General features: G+C 61.2%; 22 protein-coding genes. 16 read left to right on the top strand and 6 right to left on the bottom strand.

The window, feature by feature from the left end; translation table 11 throughout:
* Positions 1-105: 105 nt before the first annotated feature.
* Positions 106-882 (bottom strand): helix-turn-helix transcriptional regulator, encoded by a 777-nt coding sequence (locus ACUIAG_RS04460; RefSeq protein WP_445340316.1) that lies wholly within the window; start codon positions 880-882, stop codon positions 106-108.
* Positions 883-1,023: 141 nt separating this feature from the next.
* Between ACUIAG_RS04460 and ACUIAG_RS04455 the strand changes: the two genes are divergently transcribed.
* Positions 1,024-2,235 carry a MalY/PatB family protein gene (locus ACUIAG_RS04455; RefSeq protein ID WP_445340315.1) on the top strand — a complete coding sequence of 404 codons (1,212 nt, stop codon included), beginning with the start codon at positions 1,024-1,026 and terminating at the stop codon, positions 2,233-2,235.
* Between the two features lie 88 nt (positions 2,236-2,323).
* Here ACUIAG_RS04455 and ACUIAG_RS04450 read toward each other — a convergent pair whose 3' ends face one another.
* Positions 2,324-3,097, bottom strand: coding sequence for a (S)-acetoin forming diacetyl reductase (locus ACUIAG_RS04450; RefSeq protein ID WP_445340314.1), 774 nt, complete (start codon positions 3,095-3,097; stop codon positions 2,324-2,326).
* A 207-nt stretch (positions 3,098-3,304) separates the two neighbouring features.
* Here ACUIAG_RS04450 and rpmE point away from each other — a divergent pair, with 207 nt between their 5' ends.
* The 8 genes from rpmE (at position 3,305) to ACUIAG_RS04410 (ending at position 11,569) form a co-directional block, all read left to right on the top strand.
* Positions 3,305-3,517, top strand: a complete 213-nt coding sequence (gene rpmE, locus ACUIAG_RS04445) for a 50S ribosomal protein L31 (RefSeq protein ID WP_015022244.1) — start codon at positions 3,305-3,307, stop codon at positions 3,515-3,517.
* A gap of 103 nt (positions 3,518-3,620) precedes the next feature.
* Positions 3,621-4,709, top strand: coding sequence for a peptide chain release factor 1 (gene prfA / locus ACUIAG_RS04440; protein ID WP_045924736.1), 1,089 nt, complete (start codon positions 3,621-3,623; stop codon positions 4,707-4,709).
* Between the two features lie 23 nt (positions 4,710-4,732).
* A complete protein-coding gene (gene prmC / locus ACUIAG_RS04435) occupies positions 4,733-5,656 on the top strand; it encodes a peptide chain release factor N(5)-glutamine methyltransferase (RefSeq protein WP_445340313.1) in 924 nt (307 codons plus the stop codon).
* A 121-nt stretch (positions 5,657-5,777) separates the two neighbouring features.
* Entirely contained in the window at positions 5,778-6,425 is a 648-nt protein-coding gene (locus tag ACUIAG_RS04430; RefSeq protein ID WP_445340312.1) for an L-threonylcarbamoyladenylate synthase, read from the top strand.
* Positions 6,422-7,612 carry an MraY family glycosyltransferase gene (locus ACUIAG_RS04425; RefSeq protein WP_313835751.1) on the top strand — a complete coding sequence of 397 codons (1,191 nt, stop codon included), beginning with the start codon at positions 6,422-6,424 and terminating at the stop codon, positions 7,610-7,612. Before ACUIAG_RS04430 ends, ACUIAG_RS04425 begins: the two co-directional genes overlap by 4 nt.
* A gap of 66 nt (positions 7,613-7,678) precedes the next feature.
* The gene (gene guaB, locus ACUIAG_RS04420) at positions 7,679-9,226 is read left to right on the top strand and encodes an IMP dehydrogenase (RefSeq protein WP_198182789.1); all 1,548 of its coding nucleotides are present in this window, start codon (positions 7,679-7,681) and stop codon (positions 9,224-9,226) included.
* Between the two features lie 194 nt (positions 9,227-9,420).
* Positions 9,421-10,122 carry an oligoribonuclease gene (gene orn, locus ACUIAG_RS04415; protein WP_313841851.1) on the top strand — a complete coding sequence of 234 codons (702 nt, stop codon included), beginning with the start codon at positions 9,421-9,423 and terminating at the stop codon, positions 10,120-10,122.
* A gap of 40 nt (positions 10,123-10,162) precedes the next feature.
* A complete protein-coding gene (locus ACUIAG_RS04410) occupies positions 10,163-11,569 on the top strand; it encodes a PIF1 family DEAD/DEAH box helicase (protein WP_445340311.1) in 1,407 nt (468 codons plus the stop codon).
* Positions 11,570-11,614: 45 nt separating this feature from the next.
* Here the strand turns inward: ACUIAG_RS04410 and ACUIAG_RS04405 are convergent, their stop codons facing one another.
* Positions 11,615-12,085: a GNAT family N-acetyltransferase gene (locus ACUIAG_RS04405; protein WP_445340310.1), complete on the bottom strand. Its 471-nt coding sequence runs from the start codon at positions 12,083-12,085 to the stop codon at positions 11,615-11,617.
* Positions 12,086-12,305: 220 nt separating this feature from the next.
* On the opposite strand from ACUIAG_RS04405, the gene ACUIAG_RS04400 reads away from it, so the two are divergent.
* Positions 12,306-14,120 carry a proline--tRNA ligase gene (locus ACUIAG_RS04400; RefSeq protein ID WP_445340309.1) on the top strand — a complete coding sequence of 605 codons (1,815 nt, stop codon included), beginning with the start codon at positions 12,306-12,308 and terminating at the stop codon, positions 14,118-14,120.
* Between the two features lie 126 nt (positions 14,121-14,246).
* Here the strand turns inward: ACUIAG_RS04400 and ACUIAG_RS04395 are convergent, their stop codons facing one another.
* The gene (locus tag ACUIAG_RS04395) at positions 14,247-15,101 is read right to left on the bottom strand and encodes an exodeoxyribonuclease III (RefSeq protein WP_445340308.1); all 855 of its coding nucleotides are present in this window, start codon (positions 15,099-15,101) and stop codon (positions 14,247-14,249) included.
* A gap of 370 nt (positions 15,102-15,471) precedes the next feature.
* Here ACUIAG_RS04395 and ACUIAG_RS04390 point away from each other — a divergent pair, with 370 nt between their 5' ends.
* Positions 15,472-15,981, top strand: a complete 510-nt coding sequence (locus ACUIAG_RS04390) for a single-stranded DNA-binding protein (protein WP_313841847.1) — start codon at positions 15,472-15,474, stop codon at positions 15,979-15,981.
* Between the two features lie 122 nt (positions 15,982-16,103).
* On the opposite strand, the gene ACUIAG_RS04385 is transcribed toward ACUIAG_RS04390, so the two are convergent.
* Positions 16,104-18,197 carry a M13 family metallopeptidase gene (locus ACUIAG_RS04385; protein ID WP_445340307.1) on the bottom strand — a complete coding sequence of 698 codons (2,094 nt, stop codon included), beginning with the start codon at positions 18,195-18,197 and terminating at the stop codon, positions 16,104-16,106.
* 176 nt (positions 18,198-18,373) lie between these two features.
* On the opposite strand from ACUIAG_RS04385, the gene ACUIAG_RS04380 reads away from it, so the two are divergent.
* The 3 genes from ACUIAG_RS04380 (at position 18,374) to ACUIAG_RS04370 (ending at position 21,592) form a co-directional block, all read left to right on the top strand.
* Positions 18,374-19,072 carry an HdeD family acid-resistance protein gene (locus ACUIAG_RS04380; RefSeq protein ID WP_313838176.1) on the top strand — a complete coding sequence of 233 codons (699 nt, stop codon included), beginning with the start codon at positions 18,374-18,376 and terminating at the stop codon, positions 19,070-19,072.
* A 103-nt stretch (positions 19,073-19,175) separates the two neighbouring features.
* Entirely contained in the window at positions 19,176-19,952 is a 777-nt protein-coding gene (gene map / locus ACUIAG_RS04375; protein WP_029678693.1) for a type I methionyl aminopeptidase, read from the top strand.
* Positions 19,953-20,302: 350 nt separating this feature from the next.
* Entirely contained in the window at positions 20,303-21,592 is a 1,290-nt protein-coding gene (locus tag ACUIAG_RS04370) for a citrate synthase (RefSeq protein ID WP_445340306.1), read from the top strand.
* Positions 21,593-21,611: 19 nt separating this feature from the next.
* On the opposite strand, the gene dapD is transcribed toward ACUIAG_RS04370, so the two are convergent.
* A complete protein-coding gene (gene dapD, locus ACUIAG_RS04365) occupies positions 21,612-22,571 on the bottom strand; it encodes a 2,3,4,5-tetrahydropyridine-2,6-dicarboxylate N-succinyltransferase (RefSeq protein WP_313835736.1) in 960 nt (319 codons plus the stop codon).
* A 146-nt stretch (positions 22,572-22,717) separates the two neighbouring features.
* Here dapD and ACUIAG_RS04360 point away from each other — a divergent pair, with 146 nt between their 5' ends.
* Together ACUIAG_RS04360 and prfB are read left to right on the top strand one after the other, a co-directional pair.
* Positions 22,718-22,849, top strand: coding sequence for a hypothetical protein (locus ACUIAG_RS04360; protein ID WP_255297770.1), 132 nt, complete (start codon positions 22,718-22,720; stop codon positions 22,847-22,849).
* A gap of 107 nt (positions 22,850-22,956) precedes the next feature.
* Complete coding sequence (gene prfB, locus ACUIAG_RS04355) at positions 22,957-24,090, top strand: peptide chain release factor 2 (protein WP_045924723.1); 1,134 nt, start codon at positions 22,957-22,959, stop codon at positions 24,088-24,090.
* Positions 24,091-24,159 lie beyond the last annotated feature (69 nt).

Here is a 24,159-nt window from a genome sequence, read left to right as displayed (position 1 = left end):
CATGTACATCTCCTCTGGAACTGAAAATAGTTCAGCCCCTGTAGGTCCATCGTGTATACGTCCCCCGTATATCTTGTACTAATCATACACCTTGGAGGGGGTGTGTCAAAGCTGAACAGGGCGAGCCGGGGTGCTCTGATCTGGGTCCGCAGCCGCATTGCGTATCGTGTGTAAATAGCGGTAGACGCTGGGTGAGGAGATCCCTAGAGCCCGGGCAACCGTGTCCACCGAGCCCTTGACCAGGAAGACCCCTGACCCATCCAGGCGCGTGATCAGCTGCAGTCGCTCCTGCCGGTTCATTCTTGCCGGAGGAATACCAAGCTCTGCGGCGAATTCGGCAATATTATGCGTAACTACTTCGTCTGTGTTGACTGAAAGCACTTCACGGGTCGATTGGCCGGTCCCGGTCTCAGCATCCGATTCTTCTGATGCGGCTCTATCGTCGTTCAGTACCGCAGCAGGATCGGCCAGTCCCAGAGCGTCCAGATAAGCGCTTGCTCGTCTGAGCTCTTTGCTGGCCTGTCGGAAGGCGGAGCTGTCGAAATTGATGCAGAGGAAGCCGATCACCCGTCCTCTGGAATTCCGCACGAACAGGGTGGACGAGACCACGGGATGCCCCTGGATGGTGTAGCCAGCGTAATGGGTCAAATAGTTGTGCTGGTCGTATTCGTGGTTCCGCCAGATGTGCAGGACCAGGTCGGTGGCGGGACTGCCTATGGTGCGTCCGCTCAAGTTGCCGTTGGCGATGGCAACTACCGAATGCGAGAAATCCCTGACGTTCTGAAGCACAACTTCCGTCTTGGGGCCGAGGATCTTACCCAGGAAGTCCACCAGCGGGACGAAAAGCTGCAGAGAAGATGAAACGGGCTTTGATGCACTCATTTGGTCACCCCATCCACTGACTAAAGCCAGATAGTACCATCGCTGCTCTGGTATTAGACGCAGACACTCGGACGGAGCCCACGGCTGTAGACTGGCGGAAGGTCGCTGCGAGCACATCTGCACGGGATGAGAGGTTGACTAATGACATACGATTTCACCAGTATCATGGACAGGCACGGCAAGGACGCCATTGCGGTTGACGGCCTGGGTGCCGATCCTGGATTCGCCCCCGATCCTCCCAAGGAGGGCTTCGATGTCATCCCCATGTGGATTGCCGATATGAACTTCCCTACGGTGCCGACCATACCCGAGGCCATCATCGAGCGTGCCAAGCACCCGGCTTTCGGCTATTTCAATCCCACTGACGAGTACTACGACGCCATCATCAACTGGCAGCGCACCCGCAATGGTGTGGAAGGCCTGACGGCTGAGGACATCGGCTATGAGAACGGGGTCCTGGGCGGGGTTGTCTCGACTTTGACTGCCTTCGCGGCTCCCGGCGACGCGGTTTTGCTCCACAGCCCGACCTACGTCGGCTTTACCTCCTGCATCGAGAACAATGGCTACCACATCGTGCACAGCCCCTTGAAGAAGGACGAGCAGGGCGTCTGGCGCATGGACTTCGAGGACATGGACCGCAAGCTCAAGGAGAACAACATCCATGTGGCGGTCTTCTGCAGCCCGCACAACCCCTGCGGCCGTGTCTGGGAGAAGTGGGAGATCGAGAAGGCCATGGAAGTATATAAGGAGAACGACTGCGTGGTCATCTCCGACGAGATCTGGTCAGACTTGATCCTGTCGGGCCACAGGCACATCCCCACCCAATCGGTCAGCGAGGATGCCCGCAACAGGACGGCTGCCTTCTATGCACCCAGCAAGACCTTCAACCTGGCCGGGCTGGTCGGCTCCTACCACATCATCTACAACAAGTATCTGCGCGACAGGATTGTGGCCAAGGGGTCCAAGGCCCACTACAACGACATGAACGTGCTGTCCATGCATGCCTTGATCGGGGCCTACAAGCCCCAGGGACAGGAGTGGGTGGATGAACTCCGGCAGGTTTTGACCGGCAATGTGGACTACGCTTACGAATACATCCGACAGCATTTCGAGGGAGTCGGGCTTTCCAAGCCCCAGGGTACCTACATGCTCTTCCTTGATTGCACGCAGTGGTGCAAGGACCATGATCTGGGCCTGGACCAGCTGCTCAAGCGTGCCTGGGATGTGGGTGTGGCCGTCCAGGACGGGCGGCAGTTCAAGGCTCCCTGCGCCATCCGCATGAACCTGGCTCTGCCTTTGAGCCGTGTCCAGGAGGCCATGGACCGTCTGGACAAGTACGTCTTCAACGCCTGAACGATCCCTGAATGATCGTGGGCCCTCGCTGTCGGACAGAGCCGATCGGCGAGGGTCCATCATATGCGGGCGAATCCTTGCTAAAAACTCACTGGAACTGCATGCCGCCGTCCACAATCAGGGTCTGGCCGGTGATGTAGTCAGAGTCGTGCCCAGCCAGGAAGGCTACGGCATTGGCCACATCCTCGGGCTCGGAAAGCCGCCCCAGGGCGATGCCGTCCGAGAAGGTGGACATGCCCCACTCGTCATCCTTGCCGGCGTTGGCCCCGACCTGATGTGCGATGTCCATCATCATGGGCGTCTTGACGATGCCGGGGGCGTAGGCGTTGGCGGTGATGCCCTCCTTGGCCAGATCGCGTGCAGCCACCTGGGTCAGGCCGCGGACGGCGAACTTGGTGGAGGAATAGAGCATCAAATTGGGATTGCCCACCACCCCTGCCTGGCTGGTGGCGTTGATGATCTTGCCCCCGTGGCCCCGATCACGGAAGGCCTGGACGGCGGCCTGCATGCCCCAGATGGTTCCTGCCACGTTGACGTGGTAGACCTTGTCGAACAGCTCCGGGGTGATGGAATCGATGGGGGTGGTCGGTCCCAAGCCGGCGTTGTTGACGATTACATTGAAGTCGCCCAGTTTGGTGGCCGTCTTCTCTACCGCCGAGCGCACCTGGACACGATCGGTCACGTCCAGGGTGACAGCCATGGCCCGTCCCTCAGATTGATTGATGGAGTCGGCCACTGCCTGGGCCTTGTCGGTGTTCATGTCCGCCACGGCCACGGCGAACCCGTCCTTGACCAGACGGCGGGCAATGGCCTCGCCGATTCCCTGAGCCGCCCCTGTAACGAACGCCACTTCCTGCTGCATTGCTGCCCTCCTTTGTCGCCTCGCCGGGCCGGTCGGTCCGACTGTTTGATTCTAAAGGGCGCGCGGTCCGCCACACCGGTTGGCTGATTCGGCGTGTGGCGCAAGGGGGTCGTATTCTCCCCGGGTTGCGCTAGACTATTACGCGGTTGCCGGTTCACGTCCGCCACAGGGGCGGTCGACCCGGGGCCCTTGAATCTAGGAGTAACCATGAAGCAGGGAATTCATCCCGATTATCATCCCGTTGAGGTCACGTGCTCGTGCGGCAATACCTTCATCACCCGTTCGACCGCTCCCGGCGATCATATGACGGTTGATGTCTGCTCGCACTGCCACCCCTTCTACACCGGCAAGCAGAAGATTCTGGACACCGGTGGTCGCGTGGCACGGTTCGAAGCCCGTTACGGCAAGAGGACCAAGTAGCACTTCCAACGCCAGTCCCTTCCGGGTCGCTCTGCTATGCCCGGCGGGGACTGGCGTTTTTTATGACTTGAACCATGCGGATGAGCGGACGGGAAGGGTGTAGATGAGCGAGGAGCAGTTTCCGGCGGCGGTGGCTGCCGTCGAGGAGTACGGTCGCCTGGAAAAGCAGATGAGTCAGCCCGAAACGGCTTCAGATCCGGCGCAGATCCGCAAGTTGGGCCGCAGGCATGCTGAGCTCGCACCCATCGTTGAAGCCTACAAGGCCTATCAAAGCGCCTTGGAAGACAGCCAGGCCGCCGAACAAATGGCACGGGAGGATCCTGACTTCGCGCAAGAGGCCAAGGCCATGGCTGACCGAATACCGGACCTGGAACAGGCCCTGCGCACCGCGCTTATTCCGCGTGATCCCGATGACGGCCGCGATACGATCATGGAGATCAAGGCCGGCAGCGGCGGCGAGGAGGCGGCCCTCTTCGCTGGCGATCTGATGCGCATGTATGTGCGTTATGCCGAAAAACGCGGCTGGACCACCGAGATCATGAGCGAGAACCGTACCCAGCTGGGCGGGGTCAAGGATGCCCAGCTGGCCATTCGCGCTCGCGGCCAGGTGGCTCCGGCCGACGGCGTCTGGGCTTCGCTCAAGTACGAGGGCGGCGTGCATCGGGTCCAGCGCATCCCCGTCACCGAGTCCCAGGGCCGTATTCAGACCTCAGCTGCGGGGGTCATCGTCTTTCCAGAGGCTGACGAGGACGACGACGAGATCGAGATCGACCCCAAGGACCTCAAGGTAGACATCTTCATGAGCTCCGGCCCGGGAGGACAGTCCGTCAACACCACCTACTCTGCTGTGCGGATGACCCACATTCCCACCGGCATCGTGGTCTCCATGCAGGATGAGAAATCCCAGATACAGAATCGCCAGGCCGCCCTGCGGGTGCTCAAGTCCCGTCTGCTGGCCATGAAGCACGAGGAGGAGGCCGCCCAGGCCGCAGACATGCGCCACTCCCAGGTCCGTTCCCTGGATCGGTCCGAGCGTATCAGGACCTACAACTTCCCAGAGAGCCGGATCGTGGATCACCGTACCGGCTACAAGGCCTACAACCTGGAACAGGTGCTGGACGGCGATCTGCAGGCCGTCATCGACTCCGACATTCAAGCTGATGAGGCCCGCAGAATGGCTTCGCAGGGGTGAATCAGCAGGAGCGCGGGACCAGTATGGCTGAGCTGGTCGATAGGGGCCATCACATGCTGGCCCAGGCTGGCCTGCCCACTCCGCTCAATGATGCCAGGCTGCTGCTGGCCGATGCCCTTGGGTGCGATCTGCACCAGCTGGATCAGGCGCTGCTCTTGGATCGGACTGCTGAGGAACTGCTGACGAACGGTGTTGGTCGCAGACAGGCCGATGACTCCCAGTCGGCGGCCCTGGACCGTTATCAGTCCTATCTGCAAAGGCGGGTCGGACGCGAACCCTTGCAGTACATTCTTGGCCACGCCTGCTTTCGTTATTTGGATCTCCGCCTGGGTCCGGGGGTCTTTATCCCCCGTCCTGAGACCGAAACGGTGGTTCAGGCAGGTATCAATGCCTTGACTGGAGTGGATCATCCACTGGCAGTGGATCTGTGTTCCGGCAGTGGAGCCATCGGCCTGTCCTTGGCCACAGAGGTTCCAGGGGCGCGGGTTCGGGCCGTGGAGGTGGACAAGGAGGCATATCGGTGGGGTGCGTTGAATGCCGCCGCTCAGGAGGCTGCCATTCGGGAGGCTGGATCCGACTATCAGCTGCTCTTGGCTGATGCCACGGATTCCGCCGCCCTGTCTGATCTGGATGCCCATGTGGATTTGGTCATCAGCAACCCCCCCTACGTCCCCATGGATGCGATTCCTAGCCAGCCTGAGGTGCGTGACTGGGATCCGGACCTGGCCCTCTATGGCGGTTCACCCGACGGGTGCCTTGTGCCCTGCCGCATTCTGGACAGGGCCATGGTTTTGCTGGCACCCGGCGGTCTGCTGGTCATGGAGCATGACGCCTCCCAGGGGGCGGCCATGGTTGCAGCTGCACAGGAGCGAGGGTACCTGGATGCGCACACACACCGGGATCTGGCTGGCCGCGACCGCTACCTGACAGCCCGACGGCCAGGGTGACCGGACGCAGATCCGCGGTTCTTCAGGTCCTGGCGGGCTGCCGGGGTCCTGGGATAGATTGGTAGCTGGTCACATGAACATGTCGAGCCGAAAGGTCGTGATGCAGGGTATGAGCCGGGTGATGACCTATGACAGTCGGTCGCCGCAGTTACTGGCCCAGGTGGTGGCCGCCGGGGGGCTGGCGGTCATTCCTACCGACACGGTCTATGGCATCGTCTGCGATCCATGCAATGATGCGGCCATCGATAGGCTCTTCCAGGCCAAGCACCGTCCCAGGACCAAGTCCATCCAGGTGCTGTTGGATGGGGTCCAGGCCATGGACCGGCTGGATCTTAGCCTGCCTGCGCCTCTGGATCGCCTGTCCGATGCCCTGTTGCCGGGCCCCTTTTCGCCTATTGCCCTTGTAGGAAGTTCCTGCTCTCTGCGCACCCCTCGAAGGGAGCCCGAGGGTCCCACCCAGGCCGTCAGAGTGCCTGACTCGTCCATTTGCCGGGCCCTCCTGCAGGTGATCGGCCCCCTGGCTGCTTCCAGCGCCAACCGATCCGGCAATCCCAGCGTGGAGACCGTCCAGCAGGCCGAATCCGAGCTGGGTGACAGCGTCGATCTCTACCTGGATGGGGGGCCGACCCCTGGCTCAGTGGCCAGCACGGTGGTGGAAGCCGACAAGAATGATCCTGACGGAATACACGTGCTGCGGCAGGGCGTCATAGGCGAGACTCGGGTCCGTGCAATACTGTCCGGCCAGACCAGCAGAGGGGAGGGTCAGTGAGGGTATACCTGTTCATTGCTGCCATCGCTGGCGGAGCCACCTGGCTGGTCATGCCCATGGTTCGTCATCTCGCCATACGGGTTGGTGCCGTAGGTGTGGTCCGCGCTCGGGACGTGCATAAGGTGCCCACTCCTCGTATGGGCGGCTTGGGCATGCTGATAGGCTTTGCCGTGGCCATGTGCTTCGCCTCCCGCATTCCCTTCATCACGGGCCTCTTCCAGTCCGGACATCAGGCCTGGGTCATTCTGGCCGGGGCCGTGGCCATCTGCCTGCTGGGCATAGCCGACGACCTTTGGGACCTGGACTGGATGCTCAAGCTGGCCGGCCAGCTGCTGATTTCGGTCTTCGTCTCCTGGGGTGGCATCCAGATCATCTCCCTGCCTCTGGGATCCCTGGTGGCGGCCTCGCCCAGCCTGTCCATGGCCATCACAGCCTTCCTGATCGTGGCCTCCATCAATGCGGTCAACTTTGTGGACGGCCTGGACGGCCTGGCTGCAGGCATCGTAGCCATCGGGGGCATCGCCTTCGCCATCTACTCCTATATCATCGCCCGCATCTCGCCCGACTATGCCTCCCTGGCGACCCTGATCGACGTGGCCATGGTGGGCATTTGCGTGGGATTCCTCCTGCACAACTGGCATCCGGCCAAGCTCTTCATGGGCGATTCAGGATCCATGCTGCTGGGATACTTGATCACCTGCGCTTCGATTGTGGTGACTGGTCGGCTGGATCCGGCCACCATTCACGCCAGCATCTATCTGCCGGCCTTTATGCCCATTCTTTTGCCCATCCTGGTGCTTTTCCTGCCCGTTCTGGACATGTGCTTGGCCATCGTCCGGCGGCTCAGCCACGGGCAATCACCCATGCACCCCGACCGCATGCACCTGCACCATCGTATGCTGCGCATCGGTCACACGGTTCGGTCCGCGGTCCTGATCCTCTGGGGCTGGGCCGCCCTGATTGCCTTCGGCTCGCTCTTTATTCTTTTCTTCCCACTGAGATATGTCTTGATCGGTCTGGCCCTGGCCGCCATGCTGCTGACCTTCGCTACCCTCTACCCCTACTATCGTCGCCGCCTTCCCGAAATAAGGCGTGAGAACGCTCTTCTCGCCGCCCAAGGTTCACAGCATGCGGCCAGACCGCACTGGCATCGCAAGAGCCGCCACGATAAAGATGAGGACAATTGATTCACCCAATGAAATAGTGCGGACACGGTGCAGTGAACGGTCAAGAAGCACTTGTAGCATGGTGCTATGGCTATGGAAAACCCACAAAGCGAACCCTCCTCCTACACTCAACTTCCCGACGCCTTCCAGAAAATCGGTCTGGCCTATGACGACGTCCTCCTGCTCCCCAACGAATCCGATGTCATCCCCTCCGAGGTAGATACCACCACCCGGTTGACTCGGAACATCACCATGAAGTCCCCGGTCCTTTCGGCTGCCATGGACACCGTCACGGAGGCCACCATGGCTGTGGCCATGGCCCGCAACGGCGGCATCGGCGTCCTCCACCGCAATCTCAGCATTGAGGATCAGGCCAATCAGGTCGACATCGTCAAGCGGTCCGAGTCCGGCATGATCTCCGACCCCCTGACCGTCACCCCGGATGCCACGCTGACCGACCTGGACAAGCTCTGCTCCACCTACAAGGTCTCCGGTCTGCCCGTGGTGGATCGTCGGCAGCGGCTGGTGGGCATCATCACCAACCGTGACATGCGTTTCGTCAATCCTGCCGACTTCGACAGACTCAAGGTCAGCGACATCATGACCAAGGACCATCTGATCACCGGCCCGTCCAACATCACCAAGGAAGATGCCCATGAGCTGTTGGCCAAATACAAGGTGGAGAAGCTTCCCCTGGTCGACAGCGAGGGCAAGCTGACCGGGCTGATCACCGTCAAGGACTTCGTCAAGACCGAGCAGTACCCCGAGGCCACCAAGGATGAGCGCGGACGGCTGCGTGTGGCTGCAGCCGTTGGTTTCTTCGGCGATGCCTGGCAGCGCATCACCGCCCTGGCCGATGCCGGGGTCGACATCCTGGTCGTGGACACCGCCCATGGCCATGCCAAGCTCATGCTGGATATGATTCGCAGGATCAAGGCAGATCACGCCTTCGACCATGTGGATGTGATCGGCGGCAACGTGGCCACCCGCGAGGGCGCCCAGGCGCTGATCGATGCCGGCGTTGACGCGGTCAAGGTCGGCGTGGGCCCCGGCTCCATCTGCACCACCCGCGTGGTTGCCGGTGTGGGTGTGCCCCAGCTGACCGCCGTCTACGATGCAGCCCTGGCCTGCCGCCCTGCCGGGATTCCCCTGGTGGCCGACGGCGGAATCCATTACTCCGGCGACATCGCCAAGGCCATCGTGGCCGGGGCCGATTCGGTCATGCTGGGCGGTCTGCTGGCAGGCACTGAGGAGGCCCCTGGCGAGAAGGTCCTCCTGCATGGCAAGCAGTACAAGGTCTATCGGGGCATGGGCTCGCTGGGCGCCATGGCTCCGCGCGGCAAGAAGAGCTACTCCAAGGACCGCTACTTCCAGGCCGATGTCACCAGCTCCGACAAGGTGGTGCCAGAGGGTGTCGAGGGCGAGGTGCCCTACCGCGGTCCGCTCAACTATGTGCTCTACGAGCTGGTCGGCGGCCTGCATCAGACCATGTTCTACACCGGTGCCCGAACTATCCCCGAGCTGCAGCGCAAGGGCCGGTTCATTCGGATCACCGATGCCGGTCTGCGTGAATCGCATCCCCATGACATCGTCATGACCAAGGAAGCCCCCAACTACTCGGGTTTCCACAACTGAGCCAAGATAGGCAGGTGATCGGCGCAGGATCTCATCAGGACCTGCGCCGATTGCATATCACAAGTCAGTCATGGCCCGGTCGGCTGTGCTGGCGGACCCCCCGCCGGTCACGTGCTGGCGGTATCTTGTAATGTTCCGTTCAAGACGGCGGAAGAAGCGATCCGGTGCGCGACCCGGATCTGAAAGGCGTACAGATGAGCGATAACAATGATCTGACTTTCTCTGCGGAGGAATCCCGCATGATCTGGATTGACTGCGAGATGACCGGTCTGGATATCTTCCATGACGAGCTGTGCGAGGTCTCCGTGGTGCCTACCGACTTCAACATGAAGGTCCTGGACAAGGGCATCGACCTGGTCATCAAGCCCTCCCAGGCGGCCCTGGACCATATGGGAGACTTCGTCAGGAAGATGCACACCTCCTCCGGCCTGATCGAGGAGATGAAGACCGGCCTGGATCTTGAGGCGGCCCAGCGTCAGGTGATCGAGTACGTCAAGCCCTTCCTGCCCAAGAACGGCAAGGCTCATCTGGCAGGCAACTCCGTGGGCTCCGACAAGAAGTTCCTCGACAGGTACATGCCTGAACTGATGGATCTTCTGCACTACCGGGTCATCGACGTGAGCACCCTCAAGGAGCTGTCCCGCCGCTGGTACCCGGACGTCTACAAGAACAAGCCGGCCAAGCATGGCGGCCACAGGGCCCTGGCCGACATCATCGAGTCCATGGACGAACTGCGCTACTACCGCTCCATGTTCTTCCTTCCGGCTCCCGGACCTGACCAGGCGCAGTCCAAGGCCGGGGCGGAACAGATCGAGCAGACCAGCCTGCTGCGTCATTACGAAGAGTCCGGCAATCCGGTCGAGGACGCCAACAAGCCTGAGAAGACCGACTACTGACAGGCATGGCCATGTACCTCTGACGTGGCACCATGGAGGCATGCAGCAATCCGAAGCCTTGACCATATTGAGTGCGGGGGCCAATGCCTTCATCACGGGCGCCCCCGGGTCAGGCAAGACCTTTGTGCTCAACGAGTTCGTCGCCCAGGCCCGTCAGGCTGGGGCGGTGGTGGCGGTGACCGCCTCGACCGGCATCGCCGCCACGCACATCAACGGCCAGACCATCCACTCCTGGAGCGGAGTAGGCATCGCTACCTGCATGACCGAATCGCTCTTGAAGCGGATCAAGACCCGCCGTCGCAGACAGATCGAGGGCACCGACATCCTGGTCATCGACGAGGTTTCCATGATGCACGCCTGGCTCTTCGACATGGTGGACCAGGCCTGCCGGGCCGTTCGCCACAGCCCTGAACCCTTCGGAGGGATCCAGGTGGTCCTTTCCGGGGACTTCTTCCAGCTGCCGCCGGTGACGCGATCCAACCGAGCTGCAGGAATACTGCCCAGCCCTGAATTGCAGGCTGCCCGGGAACGCTATGCCCAGGCCGGCAAGGACCCGGATGGGTTCGTAACAGAATCACTGGTCTGGCAGGACCTGGACCCGGTCATCTGTTACTTGACCGAGCAGCACCGCCAGGACGATGGCCAGCTGTTGACCGTCCTGACTGACATCAGAGAGGGTGGCGTCACCCAGGAGGACCATGAGGTCCTGGCCGCCCGTGTCGGCGCAGTGCCCGCCCCCGGCCAGGTGGCGGTTCACCTCTTTCCGGTCAACAAGCAGGCCGACACGCTCAACGACCAGCGCCTGGCCTCCATCGACGAAGAGGCCCACCATTACCAGGCCACATCCCGAGGTGAGGCCAGGCTAGTGGAACGGCTGAAGAAGAACATGCTGGCCCCCGAGGATCTGGCCCTGAAGACCGGGGCCGCGGTCATGGCCCTGCGCAACGACCAGGACCATCAATATGTCAACGGCTCTATCGGCACCGTCAGTGGATTCACCAGCTCGGCCAAGGGGGGATGGCCGATCGTCTCCTTCCAGAACGGCAACGTGGTCACCATGAAGCCGGCCGCCTGGGAGACCATGGACGGGGACGCGGTCTTGGCCGCCGTCAATCAGGTTCCCCTTCGTTGCGCCTGGGGAATCACCATCCACAAGTCCCAGGGGATGACCCTGGACAGGGCAGTCATGGACCTGAGACGGACCTTCGCGCCAGGGATGGGCTACGTGGCCCTCTCGCGTGTGGAAAGCCTGGATGGGCTCTACCTGACGGGCATCAATGAGCACGCCTTCCTGGTCTCTCCCGATGCCGTCGTTCTGGATGCGGGTTTGAGGGCCGAATCCAAGGCTGCCTGCGCCCGTCTGAAGGATGAAGGTCCCGAGTCCTTCACCAAGCGGGCCGTCGGTCAGGAGCCAGAAGACGAATTCAGCCAGGACCAGCTTTTCTGAAGGGTCGTCCTTATCGGTCTTGGCCTGGTGTGGTTATTGGGGTCGCTAGAGATGCCATGACAGGCGGACCATGTCTCTCAGGGTGATTCCGTTCTCGACAATGGGATGCGCGTAGCGATTGACAAAATAATCCCGTTCAATGCGGTCCATGCGAAACCCGCATGTCTGGTAGAAGCAAAGGGCTCCAAAACTGGTGGATCCGGTCCCGACTTCCAGCCTTCTCAGGCCCAGTCTGACGGTCTCCATCTTGGCTCGGTCTATTAATCGGCTTCCGACTCCCAGTCTGCGTAAAGCGCGGTCCACGCTGATGTTGGCAATTTCCAAGGTATCCGTGTTTGGTCTGACAAGCAGCATGACACCGGCCAGAGTTTGTCCCACTCGGATTTCGTAGGCGCGCGAATGGATGAAAACGTCACGAACTATCCGTTCTGAAGGATCGGCCTCCAGAAGGAACGTCATGTGCTCTGCGTCGAGGTTGGTAAAGGTCTGGATGGTCACACCCGGCTCTGATGACATAGGTGCCCGCCTTGTCCTTGTAAATCAGAAAACCTGTTCGATATACAACCACTATATCTTGGCTATCCCAATGGAGGGACTTAGAGCTGGATAGATGCCCGGTTACGAATTTACCGACTTTCACCTGCATATGCTGTTTGGTTTCGGGCTTGGTTGCGCGGATCGTCATGTAGCTTCCCCTGCAGCTGCTTGTCCCTTTGCGCGCATATCTTTGGGAGGTATGAGAACCAAAGCCATGCGCATGTCAACCCTCTTTCTGCGGACCCTCAGGGAGGATCCTGCCGATGCCGATGTGGACTCGGCCAAACTCCTGCAGCGGGCCGGCTACGTCCGCAAGGTGGCCCCCGGCATCTTCACCTGGCTGCCGCTGGGTCTGAAAGTCCTTGACAAGGTCCAGGCCGTGGTCCGGGAGGAGATCGACGGCATTGGCGCCCAAGAGGTCCACTTCCCGGCCTTGCTGCCTCGCGAGCCCTACGAGGCCACTCACCGCTGGGAGGAGTACGGCGAGAACCTCTTCCGCCTCCAGGACAGGCACGGTGCTGACTACCTGCTGGCTCCCACCCACGAGGAGATGTTCACCCTTTTGGTCAAGGACATGTATTCCTCATACAAGGACCTGCCGGTGGTTCTGTACCAGATCCAGACCAAGTACCGCGACGAGTTCCGTCCCCGCGCCGGGCTGATCAGGGGTCGCGAGTTCATCATGAAGGACGCTTACTCCTTCACCGTGGACGAGGAAGGGCTGAAGAAGGCCTACCAGGATGAGCGCGGCGCCTATGAGCGAATCTTCAAGCGTCTGGGTGTCAATTACGTAATCGTCCATGCGGTTTCCGGACCCATGGGGGGATCCGAGTCCGAGGAGTTTCTGGCTCCGCTGCCTATAGGCGAGGATACCTTTGCGCTGGCTCCCTCGGGGAAGGCATGGAACGTGGAGGCGCTGACCACCCCGCGTCCTGATCCCGTCGACTATGCTGCGACCCCGGCCATGCAGGAGCTGGACACTCCCGACTCGACCACCATCGACACTCTGGTGGAGCAGTTCAACCAGCTGCATCCTCGTGAGGACGGCCGGGACTGGACTGCTGCCGATACTCTGAAGAACCTGGTTGTGGCCGTCAAGCACCCTGCGGATGATGACCATCCCGAGGGCTGGCGGGAGCTGGTGGCCGTCGGCCTGCCGGGCGACCGTCAGGCGGACATGAAGCGGCTGGAGGCCCAGTTCGCCCCGGCCGAGATCGAGGAGGCCAGCGAGGCTGACCTTGCTGCCCACCCCGAGCTGGTCAAGGGATACATCGGACCCCGCGTTTTGGGTCCTCAGCGTTCGGACACTGAGTCCGCCGCTCATATTCGCTACTTCCTCGACGCCCATGTGGCGCCCGGTTCAGCTTGGGTGACCGGGGCTGATGCCGAAGGCGTGCACCTGGCCAATGCGGTCTACGGGCGTGACTTCCAAGCCGACGGAGTGGTGGAAGCCGCCGAAGTGCGTCACGGTGACATGAGCCCTGACGGTTCCGGGCCGCTCAGCTTCGAGCGTGGCGTGGAGATTGGCCAGGTCTTCCAGCTTGGGCTGAAATACTCTGACGCATTGGGTTTGAAGGTCCTGGACCATAACGGCAAGGCTGTGCCGGTCTGGATGGGTTGCTACGGCATCGGCATCTCCCGTGTGCTGGCCTGCATCGCCGAGATGCATCACGATGACAAGGGTCTGGCCTGGCCCAAGGCTGTCGCTCCTGCCGCGGTGCATGTGGTGGCCACCGGCAAGAAGCAGGAGGCCTTCGATGCCGCCGAGAAACTGGTCGCCGAACTGGAGAAGCGTGGTGTGGAGGTCCTCTACGATGACCGTCTCAAGGTATCTCCCGGGGTCAAGTTCAAGGATGCCGAGCTGATTGGGGTGCCCCTGGTCGCCATCGCAGGTCGCGACACCATTGCCAACGGTACTATCGAGATCCGCAATCGCGACGGTTCGGATGTGCAAGCGGTTCCTGCCGATCAGGCCGATCAGGTGATCGTGGATCGGATAGCAGCTCTGCAGTAGGGTATGCCGCACTCAAAGTTGTTTATCGCAACAATATAGAGGGGTGGGGTCTTGGTCACGCCATGATGTATGCGACCAAGACCCCACCCCTCTGGTTTATCGGTTTGGGTTCAGGAATCTATCAGGTCAGATGCGCATCAGAATGGGCAGATGATCCTGGCGCTCGCCGGTGTCCACCGGTTCGCTGGTGCTGACTTGGCCAGCGATCCGATTGGAGGTCAGCCAGTAGTCGATGCGCCAGCCGGAGTTGTTGATCTTGCTCTTTGGGGCCCGCTGGGCGAACCAAGTGTAGACGCTGCGGTGATCGTCGTAGAAGCCGGCGGCATCGCCATGGATCTTTCGGAAGGTGTCGGTGAAGCCCGCATCCAGCAGAAGGCCGAACTTCTCGCGCTCCTGGTCGGTGAAGCCGGCTGAGTGATGGTTGGAACCGGGGTTGGCGATGTCAATCTCCTCGTGGGCCACGTTGAAGTCGCCACAGGCCAGGACCGGTTTACGGGCATCCAGCTCCTGCAAGTAGCGACGGTAGCAATCATCCCAGATGCCGCGTGGTTTGAGCCTGACCAGTCCCGATCCGGAATTGGGGGTGTAGACCGTGGTGACGAAGCAGTCCGGGAACTCCAGGGTGAGCATACGGCCCTCGTCGTCCATGGTGGCCGGAGCGCCGATGCGGGGGCGGGTTACGGTAGGCTCCGGCAGGCTCTTACGGTAGAGCATGAGCGTGCCTGCATAGCCTGTGCGGGCCGGGGGCTCGGAGCGGCGGTCCACCTCCTGATAATCAGGGAAGTAGCGCATGAGCGCCTTAAGGATGCCTGCGGATTTCTTCTGGTCACCGTTGAGTTTGGTTTCCTGGATGGCTACGACATCAGGGTCCAGATCCCGTATGGTCTCCACCACCTTCAGGGAGAGGGCGCTGCGGCTGCTCTTGCCCAACAGGGCGGCGTTGAGCGAATCGATGTTCCAACTGACCAGCGTGTGAACCATGACTGCAGGTCCTTCCAAACCGTGCCGATGTATCTGCTCTCACAGTTTAGCCCAGGACCGATGCTCAATGGTCCGGGGCGGTGACGGGGGCATTCGGAACCCAGCCATGGGGTGGCTTATCCACCACGGGAACAAGGCCGAGCCCGTTCGACCACAATGGCCAGCAGGTCGGGTGCGGGGACGTGTGCGGAGGCAGGATGGATTCACCGTTCGACGGAGGGTTCCTGGCTGGGGCCAGTCCCTTCCCCCGCTCCGATTATCCGCGCTCTGGCTAGGGGTTCTCCGTCGGACGGCTTCACCGCCGCGCAATTAGTAATCGACCGACAGGTTTACAGCGTCGGATTCATACCTTCGACAGAGAGGTTCCGATATGTCCATCAACGAAATAAAAACGACCGTCTTCGGCTTTATGGGGACCCAGCCAGCCCGTCTGGGACAGCCGGGCGCCACACCGGTCTGCTCCTTCAGGCTGGGCTCTACCCCGGCCTATTACGATGCCTCAGCTGGGGTGTGGAAACGAAAATCCACCACCTGGCTGACGGTCAAGGCTTTCAGGACTCTGGCGGTTAATGCCCTGGCCTGTCTGCACAAGGGCGATCCGGTCATCGTATCCGGATCCTTGGTGACGGAGGAATGGACTAGTGATGGTCAATCGCACAACAGCCTGGTCTTGGTGGCCGATGGCATCGGTCACGACCTGGCCAGGGGACAGGACACCTTCACCAAGATCCAATCAGGTGCTGGGCCCATTGATGAGGGGGCTGCCGGTCCGGATCCTTGGACCACTCCGCTGACATCATCGCCGCCCGAAACTGCCTCAGCATCATCTGCATCATCTGCAGCCGAGCGGACATCGGTGGAGGCTTCCAATGTCGGATGAGCAAAGGTTGTTTTGGCCGAGCAAGACGAAGGTGGGAGGCCGACTGACTCCCGTCGGCCTCCCACCTTGATCAGCAGGCTGATTGAAACCGTCAAACAGCCAACGATCTCAATCGAGCTGGCTTACCAGATTCTGACCCGTGCGGCGGGTTCCAGCCACATGCCGTCCTCGGCGGTGACCCCGAAGGCCTGATAGAAGCGATCCACATTCCTGACGATGCCGTTGGTGCGGAATTCAGCAGGGGAGTGGGGATCGATCTGCAGATACTGTTCGGCCAACTGATCCCTGTTCTTGGTCCTCCAGATGGAGGCATAAGAGAGGAAGAACCGCTGCAGGCCGGTGTAGCCGTCCATGACCGGAGCCGAGGCCAGCGCCTGGTCCATGGCCGCATCGTCTGTCCCGGCTGTGCCGCCCCGCCGCTTCTGCAAGGAGAGGGCATAGGCCTTGATGGCGATGTTGACGCCTCCCAGGTCTCCGATGTTCTCGCCGATGGTCAGCGACCCATTGACATGAGGTGCCTGCCCGGGCTTGTCGGCGTACTTCTCGGCAAGCTGTTGGGGGACGAACCCGTTGTACTGCTCGATGAGCGCCTTGGTCCGCTGCTCGAAGTTTTCACGGTCCTGCGGGGTCCACCAGTCCTGCAGACGTCCGTCGCCGTCGTACTTGGAGCCCTGGTCGTCGAATCCGTGACCGATCTCGTGGCCGATGACCGACCCGATGCCTCCGTAGTTGACCGCATCGTCGGCTTCTGGGTTGAAGAAGGGCGGCTGCAGGATTGCTGCGGGGAAGACGATGACGTTCAGGGTGGGCTCGTAGTAGGCGTTGACTGTCTGAGGGTTCATCAGCCACTCTTCCTTGTCCACAGGCTGGCCGGCCTTGCCGAACTGATAACCGGACTCGTAGAGGTTGGCCCTCCGTACGTTGTCGACCAGGCCCAGTTTTTCGTCCACAGCCAGGGCCGTATAGTCGCGCCAGTGCTCGGTGTAGCCGATCTTGGGCGAGAATTTGTCCAGCTTGGCCAGTGCCTTGACCTTGGTCTGTTCGCCTAGCCAGTCGCTGGAGGTGATGGAGACCCGGTAGGCGTCGATCAGGTCTTTGACCAAGGCCTCCATACGAGCCTTGCTGGAAGCAGGGAAGTGCCGGCGCACATACTCGCGTCCGACCTCCTCGCCGCAAATGCCGTTGACCAGGGAGACGGCTCGCTTCCAGCGGTCACGCATCTTGGTCGTGCCTGAAAGGACCTTGCCGTAAAAGTCGAACCTGGCCTGATCGAAGTCGCTGCTGAGCAGACCTGCCCACTCGATCAGAGTGTGTACGCGGGCCCAGAGCTTAAGGTCATCCAGGTCGCTGGTCTTCCATAGATCGTTCAACCCCTGCAGGAAGGAGGGTTCATGCACGATGGTCCTGGACAGGGCTGCGTTCAGATCGACTGGTTGCAGATTGGCGACCGGGCTGGAGGCATAGGCCCTCTGCCAGGACTCGATCCAAGTGTGCAGATCGAAATCGGCAAGCGTTGACTCCAAGTCTTTTAGGGTAGTGGGATTGTAGGTGCGATCCTCATCTCGTGTGGATACATTGTTCCAGTGGCGTGCCGCTATGCGGGTCTCGATCTCAAGGAAAGACTCCGCCTGCCTGTGGGCTTCCTCCTGGTCGTCGGCGTAGCCGGAGAGCCTGAGCAGTGAGGCGACCATGTCGGTGTAGGCCTGGCGGACTGGAGCGTAGCTCTTCTCCCGGTAGTAGGCCTCGTCGGGGAGCCCAAGCCCGGCCTGCTCCATGTGAGCCACGTTGACGCCAGCGTTGCCCGGATCGCCATAGATGGCGATGCCGAACAGGTCGGGGCCGCCAGTCGGATTGAGCTGGCCGAGCAGGCTGGTCAATGCCTTCTTGTCGGGTGCAGCATCAATGGCCTGCAGGTCGGAGCGGATGGGTTCCATTCCCGCAGCCTCGATGGCATCGGTGTCCAGGAAGCTGCGATAGAGCAGGGCCGACTTGACGGCCGGGGATTCCGGATCCTCAAGGATTTCATGGATCTGTGCTTCGGCATCCTCGGCAAGCTTGTCGAAGGAGCCGAACCGGGAGCGGTCCTCGGGCAGACTGTAGGTGTCGATCCAGGGGCCGTTGACGAAGCGGAAAAGATCGTCCTGAGGGCGAATGACCGAAGAGAAGGAGGCCGGGTCAAGTCCGGAGGAGGTCGTGGATTCTGTAGATTGTGCCATGGTACAAGCCTAGCCATCTTTGGTGACATGCCATGCCCTGTGGCCACCGGAAATTGGCGGATCGACGAATCATCCGCCGAAGGGAAAAGCCACGATTGCCTCTGTTGGTGATTTACACTTGGAAGACGGTAACAGGGCGGCCCATCAGCCGCCCTGAGCGAGCGAAAGAGGACGGTATGACGGATCCCATGCAGGGCGGTCAGCCCAACCAGTACGGCGGTCAGGATTCTGGGCAGAATAGCGGCCAATACCAGAATAATCATGGTCAGTATGGGCAATACCCCGGCTATCAGGGGCGCCCGCCACGCATGGATCCTTTCTCCATGATCGCCGAGGATCTGGGATTCAGAACCTTGCGGGCCATCCGCGTCATCATGGGTGTCATGGGCGTGATTGGAGTCATCCTGGGTCTGGCCTTGCTGCTCAGGCCGGACAAGACCCTGATAGCCGTGACTGTGGTGCTGGGCATCTACTTCATCATCTCCGGCGTGGTCCGTCTGGCCACCTCCATTGTGTCCAGGGGACTTCCCGGCGGTTGGCGGGTGCTGGGTGTCCTCTTTGGCGCTCTGATCGCCGTCGGCGGCATCGTTATCGTCAGGAACACGGCCCTGTCCGCTTCAGCGCTGACCCTGCTGGTCACCATCATTGTGGGCATCAGCTGGATCATGGAGGGCGTGATGAGCCTGGCCGCCTCCTGGGGGCTCCCGCATTCAGGCTGGGCCATCTTTTCCGGCATCGTCTCCATCATCGCCGGGGTCATCGTCATGATCTACCCGTTGAGCTCCGTCATCTTCCTGGTTATCTTCAGCGGGTGCGCTCTTCTGGTGCTGGGAGTCGTCTCCATTATCAGGGCCTTCACCTTCGGCCGGAACTGAGAGCCGGACTCGTCCGAGTGACCCGATAATACTGAGAGGTAGTACTTGGGCAGGATCCTGAGGGGCGGCACCCGCGGGCACCAATCATGAAAGGACGCAGAGGATGATCGAGCTCAAAACCAAGCAGGAGATCGAACAGATGAAGCCGGCGGGCAGGTTTGTCGGCAGCATCCTCAAGGAGCTCAAGGCCATGAGCAAGCCTGGGGTCAACCTCCTGGAGCTGGACGACTACGTCAAGGACAGGATCAACTCCCGCAAGGGAGCCACTTCCTGTTATGTGGATTATGCGCCTGATTTCGGCACCGGACCCTTCGCCCACTACATCTGCCTATCCGTCAACGATGCCGTCCTGCACGGGGTGCCTTATGACTACAACCTCAAGGACGGCGACCTGCTCTCCCTCGATCTGGCCATCAACGTGGACGGCTGGGTAGGCGACTCGGCCATCAGCTTCGTTGTGGGCGAGCATGCCGATCCGGAGGATCTGCGGCTGATTCGGACCACCGAAGAGGCCCTGAAGGCCGGCATCGCCCAGGCTCAGCCAGGTAACCGCCTAGGCGACATCTCCGCTGCAGTCGGTGAGGTTGCCCATGAAAACGGATACAGCGTCAACCTGGAGTTCGGCGGACACGGGGTAGGGCGGATCATGCATGGTGATCCCCATGTGCCCAACGACGGCACTCCCCATCACGGCTACAAGCTGCGCCCGGGTCTGGTCATCGCCATTGAGCCTTGGTTCCTAGCGACCACCGATCAGATTTACCAGGATCCCAAGGATGGGTGGACCCTGCGTTCTGCAGATGGATCGCGCGGCGCCCACAGCGAGCACACCATCGCCATCACCGAGCAGGGACCTGTCATCCTGACGACCAGGGACTGAGCCAAAAGGCTGTCCGAGGCCGAATCAGGACCATAAGGGATCTAGGAATGTCCACAATGTGGATGCTCTTGGATCCCTTTTTGATGCCGACCCTGTTGGACACCTGCACTTGCTTCATTGGCCTTGTGCCGGCAAGCTGCTGCGGGAGCGAAGACGGCACTGGCTTGGACCTGCGCATCGTTGGTGGAGGCGGCGGATTCCTGCTTGCGGTTACAAGCCGGTAATCGAAGTCGTGATTGTTTCTGTTAGCATGTCGGCAATTCCACGCCGGTACAGGTGCCGGTAGCCTGATCCGGCATGGCCGTCGACTCTCACTGGCACCTCACTGGTTGATTGACAGGAGGTGCGTGGTGTCTACAGCACGGTTGTCCATCGGTTCCGACCAGGTTGATCTGCCATTGGTCCGCGCCACCGAGGGGCCCGACGGCATTCTGGTCTCCTCCCTGCGCAACGATGGCTGGGTCACGCTCGATCCCGGCTTCCAGACCACAGCTCAGTGCGTTTCGGGAATTACCTTCATTGACGGCAAGCGATCCATACTGCGCTATAGGGGCTATGCCATAGAGGACTTGTGCGCCCAGTCCAATTTTCTCGAAGTGGCCTGGCTGCTGTCCCATGGCGAGCTGCCTGATGCCGAGCAGTACCAGCAGTTCCGCAGCCATGTCCTGGGTTACACGGTCGTAGGGGAGGACTTCCGCCATCTGCTCTCATCCTTCCCCCGCCAGGCTCATCCCATGAGTGTGCTGGCCGCGGCGGTCAACGCCCTTGCAGGCTTTCACCCCGACACCTGCAATGTTGATGATCCTGATCAGCTGGAGGAGGCCAGCGCCATCATCATGGCCAAGGTGCGCACCATCGTCTCTCTAATCCACCGTCGTCGCCGCGACCAGCCCCTGCTTTACCCGGACAGGACCTGGGGCTATGTGGAGGACTTCCTGCGGATGAGCTTCGCCATGCCCTACCAGCCTTATCAGGCCGATCCTCTCAGGGTGCAAGCCTTGGACAAGCTCCTGATCATCCATGCCGACCATGAGCAGAACTGCTCCACCTCAGTGGTGAGGATTGCCGGATCGGCCCGGGCCAATCTGTATTCTGCGGTGGCTGCCGGCATCAACACTCTGTCAGGCCCCTTGCACGGCGGTGCCAACGAGGCCGTGCTTCGTCAATTGAAGAACATACGGAATTCGGGCCTGGGTGTACGAGGCTATGTGGACCAGGCCAAGAGCGAGGGGCGGAAAATCGCGGGTCTGGGCCACCGGGTCTATAAGTCCTATGACCCGCGCGCGGCAATAGCCAAGCAGTGGCTCTACAAGCTCATGGACGAGCCCGACCAGGACAGGAACGCCGAGGACGCAGAGCTCTTCGACGTGGCCCTGGAGCTGGAGGACCTGGCCCTGCATGACGACTACTTCGTCGAGCGGCACCTCTATCCCAACGTGGATTTTTACACCGGGCTCATCTACCGCGCCATCGGCTTCGATCCGGAGATGTTCACCACGCTCTTCGCCTTGGGTCGCATCCCCGGATGGATCGCCCAGTACCGGGAAATGCTGGACGATCCTGACACGAAAATCGGTAGACCCCGGCAGGTCTATACCGGTCAGGGGCCACGCGACTACCTGCCCATAGAGCAGCGCTGAATCCTATGGCTGCCTGGGTTCAGTTGGCGTGCAGCCGCTCGTTCAGCTCGATCCCCTTCTTGCGAGGCAGGGCTCTGACCTGGCCCGTGCGGGAGTCGCGGATGAAGAGCAGATGATCCCGTCCGCTGAGTTCCGCCCCCTTGACCTCCTGGTCGCCCAGGCCGATCTTGGTGCCAGCGGTGACGTAGAGCCCGGCTTCAACCACGCAGTCGTCGCCCAGGGAGATGCCGATGCCGGCGTTGGCTCCCAGCAAGGAGTGCTGACCGATGGAGACTCGATGGCGGCCTCCGCCGGACAGGGTGCCCATGATGGAGGCTCCGCCGCCGATGTCCGAACCGTCGCCGACCACGACTCCCTGGGAGATCCGTCCTTCGACCATGGAGTGGCCCAGAGTTCCAGCGTTGAAATTGACGAAGCCCTCATGCATGACCGTCGTTCCCGGCGCCAGATGAGCGCCGAGCCGAATCCGGTCGGCGTTGCCGATGCGCACTCCCTCGGGAACCACGTAATCCACCATGCGGGGGAATTTGTCCACGCTCAGCACCGTTACTTGTGTCACCGGGATGCCCGGCATGGACCGGCTGGCTGCAGCCATGACCGCTGACCTGCGCAGGGCGAAGTCCTCAACGGCAAAGGGTCCGTAGTTGGTCCAGACCACCGTGTTGAGCTGTTCGAAGATCCCGTCCAGGTTCATGCTGTTGGGAGGAGCCAGCCGCATGCTGAGCAGATGAAGCCGCAGATAGGCATCGGCTGCATTGGCTATCGGGCCATCCAGATCGGCCACAGTGAAGACCGGAACCTTTCGGATGCCGCGGGCGTCCGGCTGGCTGTTGACCTGGTCGCCAAAGCCGTGGTTGGGACGGCTTGCCGGGGTCGGCGGCGTCGAGATCTCGGCCTTGGGGTACCAGACGTCCAGGGTCCGGCCCTGCTCGTCCTGGCTGGCCAGGCCCCAACCCCATGCGGTGCGTGCTGTGCTCATCGTTCCTCCTTCAGGCGGTGCTCTCGTATTGGCATAAGCTGTCTTACAGGATAAACCGGTCGACGCTCAAACAGAGACGGTCCGTCCGACAGTCGGGTCTGGATGGTCGCCAGCCAGGTCCCAGCCGATAGGTAAAATTATCAACTATGAGTGCCTACAGTCATGAGCGTGAGCGCCGGGAACGTCGGCGCCGCAACACAGCCAGGGCGGTCTGCCTGGTCATTGCCGTGGCTTTGCTGGCCAGTCTTGTCATTCCCGCCATCTTCAGCGGCCTTTGACCCGGTCCGTCCGGTCGGCGGGAATCCGGCCGTCACAGGCAAAGGCAAAGGGGAATGAAGACGGCGACCGACTCGCGTGGAGCCGGTCTGGAAAGCGGTGAGACGGTATGGCAGAGATGGATTTTGCCCAAGCTTTGGATCAGGCCAAGGCCAAGTACGAGATGATTTCCAAGGCGCTGGACCCGGAGGGTTTGCGCTCGCGGATTGCTGATCTGGAGCGTCAGGCCAGCGCGCCCGGACTCTGGGACGACCAGGAGAACGCCCAGAAGGTGACCAGCAGGCTCTCGGCCCTGCAATCCCAGCTCAAGCATCTGGAGTCCGCATCCTCCCGGCTGGAGGATGTCCAGGCTCTGGAGGAGCTGGGTCAGGAGGAGCATGATCAGGACACCTTGGTGGAGGCCCGCAAGGAGATCGACTCGTTGAGGTCCGACCTGGCCGATATGGAGATCCAGACCCTGCTGGACGGGGAGTATGACGAGCGTGCTGCCGTGGTCACTATCCGCTCTGGCGCCGGCGGGGTGGACGCGGCCGACTGGGCCCAGATGCTCCTGCGCATGTACATGAGGTGGGCTGAGCGGCACGGCTTCTCCACCAAGGTCATGGATACCTCCTATGCAGAGGAGGCTGGCATCAAGTCAGCCACCTTCCAGGTGGATGCCCCCTACGCCTACGGTCGGCTGTCGGTGGAGGGCGGCACCCATCGTCTGGTGCGGATCTCGCCCTTTGACAACCAGGGGCGACGGCAGACCTCTTTCGCCGCCGTCGAGGTCATCCCCTTGGTGGAGCCAACCGACCACATCGACATCCCCGATTCGGATATCCGAGTGGATACGTACTGCTCCTCCGGCCCCGGCGGCCAGGGTGTCAACACGACCTATTCGGCCGTGCGCATTACCCATTTGCCGACCAACATCGTGGTCACCATGCAGGATGAGCGCAGCCAGATTCAGAACCGTGCGGCTGCTATGGCCGTTCTGCAGTCCCGGCTGCTGGTTCTGCGGCACGAAGAGGAGGCCAAGAAGAAGAAGGAGCTGGCCGGCGACATCAAGGCCAGCTGGGGTGATCAGATGCGCTCATACGTCCTGCATCCCTACCAGATGGTCAAGGATCTGCGCACCGGATACGAGACCTCTGATACCCAGGGCGTTTTTGACGGCAACATCGATGCCTTCATAGAGGCCGGTATCCGTTGGCGGCATCAGCAGCGGGTTCAGGCCCGTGAGGAGGAAGCCAGCAAATAAACCTGCGCTCGGCCTCATCCGGGTCGGTGTTTCATGAGTGTGTAGTGTCGGTCTTCTTGATAGCCTCTG

This window comes from Bifidobacterium sp. ESL0825 (genome assembly GCF_052606465.1).
The sequence above is the reverse complement of the archived record's forward strand: the minus strand, read 5'-3'. Positions and strand labels throughout refer to the sequence as shown.

Bases quoted from the DNA above. Each gene is read 5' to 3' on its own strand.
- prfA (WP_045924736.1), top strand. From the start codon at position 3,621: ATGAGCGAGGAGCAGTTTCCGGCGGCGGTGGCTGCCGTCGAGGAGTAC.
- ACUIAG_RS04385 (WP_445340307.1), bottom strand. From the start codon at position 18,197: ATGGCACAATCTACAGAATCCACGACCTCCTCCGGACTTGACCCGGCC.
- ACUIAG_RS04460 (WP_445340316.1), bottom strand. From the start codon at position 882: ATGAGTGCATCAAAGCCCGTTTCATCTTCTCTGCAGCTTTTCGTCCCG.
- ACUIAG_RS04395 (WP_445340308.1), bottom strand. From the start codon at position 15,101: ATGGTTCACACGCTGGTCAGTTGGAACATCGATTCGCTCAACGCCGCC.
- prmC (WP_445340313.1), top strand. From the start codon at position 4,733: ATGGCTGAGCTGGTCGATAGGGGCCATCACATGCTGGCCCAGGCTGGC.
- orn (WP_313841851.1), top strand. From the start codon at position 9,421: ATGAGCGATAACAATGATCTGACTTTCTCTGCGGAGGAATCCCGCATG.
- ACUIAG_RS04360 (WP_255297770.1), top strand. From the start codon at position 22,718: ATGAGTGCCTACAGTCATGAGCGTGAGCGCCGGGAACGTCGGCGCCGC.
- ACUIAG_RS04400 (WP_445340309.1), top strand. From the start codon at position 12,306: ATGAGAACCAAAGCCATGCGCATGTCAACCCTCTTTCTGCGGACCCTC.
- ACUIAG_RS04455 (WP_445340315.1), top strand. From the start codon at position 1,024: ATGACATACGATTTCACCAGTATCATGGACAGGCACGGCAAGGACGCC.
- guaB (WP_198182789.1), top strand. From the start codon at position 7,679: ATGGCTATGGAAAACCCACAAAGCGAACCCTCCTCCTACACTCAACTT.
- ACUIAG_RS04410 (WP_445340311.1), top strand. From the start codon at position 10,163: ATGCAGCAATCCGAAGCCTTGACCATATTGAGTGCGGGGGCCAATGCC.
- map (WP_029678693.1), top strand. From the start codon at position 19,176: ATGATCGAGCTCAAAACCAAGCAGGAGATCGAACAGATGAAGCCGGCG.
- rpmE (WP_015022244.1), top strand. From the start codon at position 3,305: ATGAAGCAGGGAATTCATCCCGATTATCATCCCGTTGAGGTCACGTGC.
- ACUIAG_RS04390 (WP_313841847.1), top strand. From the start codon at position 15,472: ATGTCCATCAACGAAATAAAAACGACCGTCTTCGGCTTTATGGGGACC.
- prfB (WP_045924723.1), top strand. From the start codon at position 22,957: ATGGCAGAGATGGATTTTGCCCAAGCTTTGGATCAGGCCAAGGCCAAG.
- ACUIAG_RS04450 (WP_445340314.1), bottom strand. From the start codon at position 3,097: ATGCAGCAGGAAGTGGCGTTCGTTACAGGGGCGGCTCAGGGAATCGGC.
- ACUIAG_RS04405 (WP_445340310.1), bottom strand. From the start codon at position 12,085: ATGTCATCAGAGCCGGGTGTGACCATCCAGACCTTTACCAACCTCGAC.
- ACUIAG_RS04380 (WP_313838176.1), top strand. From the start codon at position 18,374: ATGACGGATCCCATGCAGGGCGGTCAGCCCAACCAGTACGGCGGTCAG.
- ACUIAG_RS04430 (WP_445340312.1), top strand. From the start codon at position 5,778: ATGACCTATGACAGTCGGTCGCCGCAGTTACTGGCCCAGGTGGTGGCC.
- dapD (WP_313835736.1), bottom strand. From the start codon at position 22,571: ATGAGCACAGCACGCACCGCATGGGGTTGGGGCCTGGCCAGCCAGGAC.